Genomic DNA, 6545 nt, shown 5'->3' on the forward strand with positions numbered 1-6545 from the left:
GTCGCCGACCGAGGCCCGGGTTCTCCTCGCCACCCGACACCAGAGAAGGCTGAACATGGCCCCAGCGCCCTCGTCGACGTCCAGTGCGATCACCCTGAACATCAACGGCGAGAAGCACCACCTGCCCATCGACCACCGCACCACCCTCCTCGACGCCCTGCGCGAGCGCCTCGACCTCACCGGGACCAAGAAGGGCTGCGACCAGGGGCAGTGCGGCGCCTGTACGGTCCTGGTCGACCAGCGGCGCGTCGTCTCCTGCCTCAGCCTCGCGGTCGCGGCCGAGGGTCGTGAGATCACCACCATCGAAGGCGTGGCCGAGGGCGACGAACTGCACCCCGTTCAGCAGGCCTTCCTCGACCTCGACGGCTATCAGTGCGGCTACTGCACGCCCGGCCAGATCTGCTCGGCCATCGCCGTCATCGAGGAGCACGCGGCCGGCTGGCCGAGCGCCGTCACCGACGACCCGGCCCCCGAGGCGGGACCGCCACCGTTGACGCCCGAGGAGATACGCGAGCGGATGAGCGGCAACCTGTGCCGCTGCGGCGCCTACGTCTCGATCGTCCAGGCCGTCGCCCGCGCCGCAGAGGAACACGCTGCCGAGAAACACACCGCCAAGGAGGCCTCCGCATGAGGGAGTTCGGCTACCAGTGCGCCGACGACGTCACCGGCGCGGTCACCCTCCTCGCCGCCGACCCGGACGCGCGCTACCTCGGCGGCGGCACCAACCTCGTCGACCTGATGAAGGCCGGCGTGGAACGCCCCGGCCTCCTCGTCGACGTCCGCGAACTCCCCCTGGGCCGCATCGAGCCCACGGCGGACGGCGGCCTGCGCATCGGGGCGACCGTCACCAACAGCGACCTCGCCGTCCACCCCGAAGTCCGCCGCCACTACCCGGCGTTGACCCAGGCCCTGCTGGCCGGAGCCTCCGGGCAGCTGCGCAACATGGCCACCGTCGGCGGCAACCTCCTCCAGCGCACCCGCTGCGGCTACTTCACCGACCTCTCCCAACCCTGCAACAAGCGGAACCCGGGCAGCGGTTGCCCCGCAGTCGCGGGCGAGCACCACAACCACGCGGTCCTCGGCGCCTCCGACCACTGCGTGGCCGTGCACCCCTCCGACATGGGGGTGGCCCTGACCGCGTTCGACGCCGTCGTCTCGTACGAGAGCGCGGACGGACCCGGCGAAATCCCGATCACCGACTTCTACCTCCCCGTCGGCGACAGCCCGCACCGGGAGACCGCCCTGCCGCCCGGCGCGCTGATCACCCACGTGACCCTGCCCGCCGCGCCCGTCGCCCGCTCCCGCTACCGCAAGGTGCGCGAGCGCGCCTCGTACGCCTTCGCCATCGGCTCCGTCGCCGCCGCGCTCACCGTCGAGGACGGCCGCGTACGCGAGGCGCGCCTCGCCCTCGGGGCGGTCGCCTCCCGCCCCTGGCGCGCCCGCGCGGCCGAGGCCGTCCTGACCGGCGCACCGGCCGACGGCGCGACCTTCGCCGCCGCCGCGGACGCCGAGCTGGCAGCCGCCCGGCCGCTGCCCCACAACGGATACAAGGTGACCCTCATGCGCAACCTCGTGGTCTCCGTCCTGACCGAACTCGCCGGGGAGGACGCCCGATGACGACCACCACCCCGGGCCCCTCGGCGCTCCGCGGAGCCGTCGGCACCGCCCGTACCCGTGTCGAGGGCCGCGAGAAGGTCACCGGCGCGGCACGCTACGCGGGCGAGATCCCCTTCGCGGACCTGGCCCACGGCTGGCTCGTGCTGTCCACCGTCACCCGCGGCCGGATCCTCGACGTGCAGACCGCCCCGGTCCTTGCCATGCCGGGCGTGCTCACCGTGCTCCACCACGGCAACGCCCCCCGCCTGCACACCGATTACGTCGGCATGCTCGGCACCCCGCCCGACCCGACCTGCGCCGTCTTCCAGAACGACCGGGTGCCGTTCGCCGGCTGGCCGGTCGCGCTCGTCGTAGCCGAGACCCCCGAGGAGGCCCGGGAGGCGGCCGAAGCGCTCGTGGTGACGTACGACAGCGAACCGCACGACACCGCGCTGCACGCGGAGCACCCCGGCGCCTACGCGGCCGCGGGCCATATGCCCGCCGAGACGGAGAAGGGTGACCTGGAGGCTCAACTGGCCGCCTCCGCCTTCGTGGTGGACGCGGAGTACACCACCCCCGAAGAGCAGCACAGCATGATGGAGCCGCACGCGGCGACCGCCCGGTGGGAGGGCGGCCGGCTGGAGGTCGTCGACTCCAACCAGGGCGCCGGCTGGGTCCAGGGCGAACTGGCCACGATGTTCTCGCTCGACGCCTCCTCGGTACGGGTGCGCTCCGAGCACATCGGCGGCGGCTTCGGCAGCAAGGGCCTGCGCGCCCACCAGGTGTCCGCCGTGATGGCCGCCACCGCCCTGCAACGCCCGGTACGCGTGGTGCTGACCCGGCGTCAGACGTTCTCGCTGGGCGGCTACCGCAGCCCCACCACCCAGCGGGTCAGGCTCGGCGCGGCCCCCGACGGCCGGCTGCTGGCCCTGGAACACCGCTCGCTGAACCAGACGTCCACGGTCTACGAGTTCGTCGAGCCCAGCGCCGGCGTCGCCCGGGTGCTGTACGACGCCGACGCCCACCGCACCCCCCGTCTCGGGGCTCCCGTTCAGCAGCAACAACCTCGCCGCCTGCTTCCGCGAAGGAGCCCGCAGGTTCGGCTGGGCGGACCGCGACCCGCGCCCCGGCATCCGGCGCGAGGGGCGCTGGCTGCTGGGCACCGGCACGGCCGCGGCCTCCTTCGGCGCCGGGGCCGCCCCCTCGACGGCCCTGGTCACGGCCGAGGCGGACGGCTCCTTCACCGTACGGATCACCGCCGCCGACATCGGCACCGGAGCCCGCACCGCGCTCACCCTGATCGCCGCCGACGCGCTGGAGACCGCACCCGAACAGGTCCGGGTCCGCATCGGCGACAGCGACTTCGGCCCCGCGATGATCGCCGGCGGATCCATGGGCACCCGCTCCTGGGCCTGGGCGGTCACGGCGGCCGCCGCCGAACTGCGGGAGCGGCTCGCGGTGACCACGTCCATCCCGCCGGAGGGGATCACCGTACGGTCCGACACCACGGAGGCCCTCGGGGCGCTCGCGCGGAAGGAACGCCACTCGTTCGGCGCGCAGTTCGCCGAGGTCGCCGTGGACACCGCCACCGGCGAGATCCGGGTGCGCCGCATGCTCGGCATCTTCGCGGCGGGCCGGATCGTCAACCCGCTCACCGCCCGCAACCAGCTCGTCGGCGGGATGACCTGGGGCATCTCCATGGCGCTGCACGAGGAGGCGGTCCGCGACCGCAACACCGGCGGCCACTACGCCCCCGACCTCGCGGGCTACCACGTCGCCACGCACGCCGACACCCCCGCCATCGAGGTGGACTGGGTGAACGACCACGACCCGGACGACCCGGTCGGCATCAAGGGCGTCGGGGTCGGCATCGGGGGCCGTCGACAGCGGGGGCACGGCGATCGGCTCGGTCTCCGGCGGCTGTGTGGAGGGCGCGGTCTACGAACTGTGCGCCGAGGCCCTCGCGTCCGGCGAGAGTGTTCGGACGAGCTTCGGCTACAGCGACGAGGACGCCTTCGCCGTCGGACTGACCTGCGGCGGCGTCCTGGACATCATGGTCACGCCGGTACGGTCCGACGCACCGGGGCGGGAGGTCCTGCGGGCCGCGCTGTCCGCCGCGGTGTCCGGTGAGGCGGCTGCCCTTGCCCGGGTGGTGGACGGCCCGGACGGATTCCTGGGGCGGGCGCTGCTCGTCCGCGCCGACGGCTCCCACACGGGCGGGCTCGGCGGCCACCCGGAGCTGGACCGTACGGCGGCGGCCGAGGCATCGGCCCTGCTGGACACCGGCCGCACCGGCACCGTCGCCCTCTCCGAGGACGGTTCGCACTGCCCCGGCGGACTCACCCTGCTCGTCGAGACCAGCGTCCCGCCGCCCCGCATGATCGTCTTCGGGGCGGTCGACTTCGCCGCCGCGCTGGTCAAGGCAGGCAAGTTCCTGGGCCACCATGTGACGGTGTGCGACGCCCGGCCCGTCTTCGCCACGCCCGCCCGGTTCCCCGAGGCCGACGAGGTCGTCGTCGACTGGCCCCACCGCTATCTGCGGCGCACCCGCACCGACGCCCGTACCGTGCTGTGCGTCCTCACGCACGAGGCCCGGTTCGACGTGCCGCTGCTCACGGAGGCGCTGCGGATGCCCGCCGCGTTCGTCGGTGCGATGGGGTCGCGCCGCACCCACGAGGACCGGACCCGGCGGCTGCGCGAGGCAGGACTCGGTGACGTCGAGCTGGAGCGGCTGCGGTCGCCCATCGGCCTGGACCTCGGAGCCCGGACGCCGGAGGAGACGGCGCTGTCCATCGCGGCGGAGATCGTGGCGGCCCGGCGCGGCGGCACGGGACTGCCGCTGACCGGGGGAGCGGAGCCCATCCACCGGGAGCCCGGGCCTGAACGACGGGTCGTCAGCCGGCTCTGAGAGCGGCTACCCCGCGTCCTGCCGCCGGACCATCTCGGCGATCCAGTCCGGTGCGTACGGAGATGTACAGCCGGGAGAGGTCGGATAGTCCTTGAGCACCTCCAGGCGCTCACCGATGCCGACGGCGCGGGCGCGGAGACCGGGGTGGTCGATGCCGATCCGGACCAGACAGTGGTTCATCGCCCACTGCAGACGGTCCGGGGCGTCCTTCATCTCCGCCTCGATGACATCCAGCAGCCCGGGGAGGTCGAGGCCCTCGGGCTTCTTCCTGACGCGCTCGGTGGTGAGCGCCCAGCCGGCGCTCGCGACCACGGGATCCGGATCGGCGGACCAGGCCACGCGCAGCTCCTCGGCGTGCGGGCTCTTCTTCACCACGTAGTTCACGAGCCAGTCGTGCACCTTGGGTGCTCGGGCCTCGCGCACCATGCGGTCCAGGGCGTCACGGCCGAACGCCTTCGGACGGCAGATCAGGAGCGCCAGCAGTCTGGCCGCGGTGTCGTCCGTCTCCCACAGCCGGACCGCGAGCTCCTGCTGCGTCCTGAGCCGCTTCGCCACGGCCCGCAGCTTGCCGAGGTTCACCCCGTGGTCGTCGCCGTGCTTCTCGTTCACCGCGCGGGCCCGCGGGTCCTCCAACGTGGCCAGCTCGGCCATGAGCTCCGCCGCCGTCGCGTCGACCGGACTCTCCGCGGCCACCTCGGTCTCCTGTCAGTCGGTCGGAACGGGGGATTCAGCGTACGACGGCGCCACGAACGGCGGATCGCGCGTTTGGCGGAGCCGTGCGGGGTCACTCCAGTACAGCGGCGCGAGCCACCGCGCACCGGACCGCCCGGTGACGGCCCCCCGGGGCTTCGCCCCGCTGGCGAGGAGACATGAACCGCTCGACGGTGGAACTACTGCTGACCGCACAGGAGGACACGATGCGTGACGTACGCAGGATCTTGCGTGCCAAGGTCCTGAAGGCCCGCGGACTGGCCAAGGAGTCGGACGGCAAGGCGCTCGACGACCAGGCCCGCAGGGACGAGGGACGGCGCCGGCAGGCCGACGCGGACCGTCTGGAGCGGCGGAACCGCCCCGACGGGACGTCCGGCCGTTGAACGGCGGCCGAGGGGTTCGCCTCTCCGAGGGCGAGGACGACCCGGTGACGCCGGAGGCCCTGCCCGACGCTGCCCTCACGGCCCCGGCGGCGGTCGGGGCGGCCCCGCGTCCGGGCCGGGTCGTGCGCCTTCCAGGGGTGTACCGCCCGCAGACCGACACGTTGCTGCTGGCCCTCGCCATGCGCCGCGAGGGGATCGGCCCGGGGAAAGATCTGCTCGACCTGTGCACCGGCAGCGGTGCGCTGGCCCTGCACGCCGCCCGGCTCGGCGCCCGCGTCACCCGGCTCGGCGCCCGGGCCTGACCGTGCCGCGCTACGGGCCCGGCCGCTCCTGGGACGCGGGTCCCGACGGCCGGGTGATCCTCGACCGCATCTGCGACGACGCCTTCGCCGCCCTGCGCCCCGGCGGTCTGCTCCTGCTGGTCCAGTCGGGGCTGAGCCGTCCGGAGGAGACGCTCGGCCGGCTGGCCGCCGCGGGTCTCGACGTCTGTGTGACCGACCGGGTGACGATCCCGTTCGGACCGGTCACCCGCCGCCGGGCCGCCTGGCTGCGCGACCGGGGCCTGCTGCGGGACCGGCTGGAGCGGGAGGAACTGGTGGTGATCCGTGGCCGGAAGGAATGAGACACCACGCCGTGTGGTGGTGAACCGGGAAGGCCCGATCCTGGTGGAAGGGCCGGTCGAGGTCGTCGGCGACGACGGTACGACGACCCGGTCCGACCGCTTCGTCGTCGCGGTCTGCACCTGCCGCCGCAGCCGCGCCTACCCCTGGTGCGACACCAGCCACCGTCGCCGCAAGCCCGCGGAAAGCCGCCCGGACGATGACGGGCGAGAGCCCGAGGAAAGCAAGGAGGAGCCCCGGCCGTGACGACCCGGACCACCACTCCCCGAGACAGCCCGGCGGCCCCTCCCGCCCTCCCCCCGGCACGCGGACCCCTGAGCGAGGACG

5 protein-coding genes and 3 pseudogenes are annotated in these 6545 nt (G+C 73.9%); 7 read left to right on the plus strand and 1 reads right to left on the minus strand.

The genetic code is table 11. The features are described 5' to 3' along the window. Nucleotides 1-55 precede the first annotated feature (55 nt). From D3105_RS18450 to D3105_RS18465, 4 genes and pseudogenes are all read left to right on the plus strand, one after another. Nucleotides 56-631, plus strand: coding sequence for a (2Fe-2S)-binding protein (locus tag D3105_RS18450; protein ID WP_118904256.1), 576 nt, complete (start codon nucleotides 56-58; stop codon nucleotides 629-631). Next, nucleotides 628-1617, plus strand: coding sequence for an FAD binding domain-containing protein (locus D3105_RS18455; protein ID WP_118904257.1), 990 nt, complete (start codon nucleotides 628-630; stop codon nucleotides 1615-1617). Before D3105_RS18450 ends, D3105_RS18455 begins: the two co-directional genes overlap by 4 nt. Continuing rightward, nucleotides 1614-3575, plus strand: a pseudogene (locus D3105_RS18460) (xanthine dehydrogenase family protein molybdopterin-binding subunit); the annotation flags it as partial. The gene D3105_RS18455 and the pseudogene D3105_RS18460, both read left to right, overlap by 4 nt. After that, nucleotides 3479-4504: pseudogene (locus D3105_RS18465) on the plus strand (XdhC family protein); the annotation flags it as partial. The pseudogenes D3105_RS18460 and D3105_RS18465, both read left to right, overlap by 97 nt. A 6-nt stretch (nucleotides 4505-4510) precedes the next feature. On the opposite strand, the gene D3105_RS18470 reads toward D3105_RS18465, so the two are convergent. Continuing rightward, entirely contained in the window at nucleotides 4511-5197 is a 687-nt protein-coding gene (locus D3105_RS18470) for a DNA alkylation repair protein (RefSeq protein WP_118904258.1), read from the minus strand. Nucleotides 5198-5373: 176 nt separating this feature from the next. On the opposite strand from D3105_RS18470, the gene D3105_RS18475 reads away from it, so the two are divergent. The 3 genes and pseudogenes from D3105_RS18475 to D3105_RS18485 all read left to right on the plus strand — a co-directional run bounded on the left by D3105_RS18475 (nucleotide 5374) and on the right by D3105_RS18485 (nucleotide 6464). Then, nucleotides 5374-5598, plus strand: a complete 225-nt coding sequence (locus D3105_RS18475; protein ID WP_118904259.1) for a hypothetical protein — start codon at nucleotides 5374-5376, stop codon at nucleotides 5596-5598. Between the two features lie 122 nt (nucleotides 5599-5720). Continuing rightward, nucleotides 5721-6220 (plus strand): annotated as a pseudogene (locus tag D3105_RS18480) (methyltransferase). A gap of 13 nt (nucleotides 6221-6233) precedes the next feature. Next, the gene (locus D3105_RS18485; RefSeq protein ID WP_118904260.1) at nucleotides 6234-6464 is read left to right on the plus strand and encodes a CDGSH iron-sulfur domain-containing protein; all 231 of its coding nucleotides are present in this window, start codon (nucleotides 6234-6236) and stop codon (nucleotides 6462-6464) included. Nucleotides 6465-6545 lie beyond the last annotated feature (81 nt).

The organism is Streptomyces globisporus, assembly GCF_003501885.1.
Taxonomy (GTDB): domain Bacteria; phylum Actinomycetota; class Actinomycetes; order Streptomycetales; family Streptomycetaceae; genus Streptomyces; species Streptomyces globisporus_D.

Coding starts and splice junctions, on each gene's coding strand:
- D3105_RS18450 (WP_118904256.1), top strand. CDS start 56: ATGGCCCCAGCGCCCTCGTCGACGTCCAGTGCGATCACCCTGAACATC.
- D3105_RS18455 (WP_118904257.1), top strand. CDS start 628: ATGAGGGAGTTCGGCTACCAGTGCGCCGACGACGTCACCGGCGCGGTC.
- D3105_RS18475 (WP_118904259.1), top strand. CDS start 5,374: ATGAACCGCTCGACGGTGGAACTACTGCTGACCGCACAGGAGGACACG.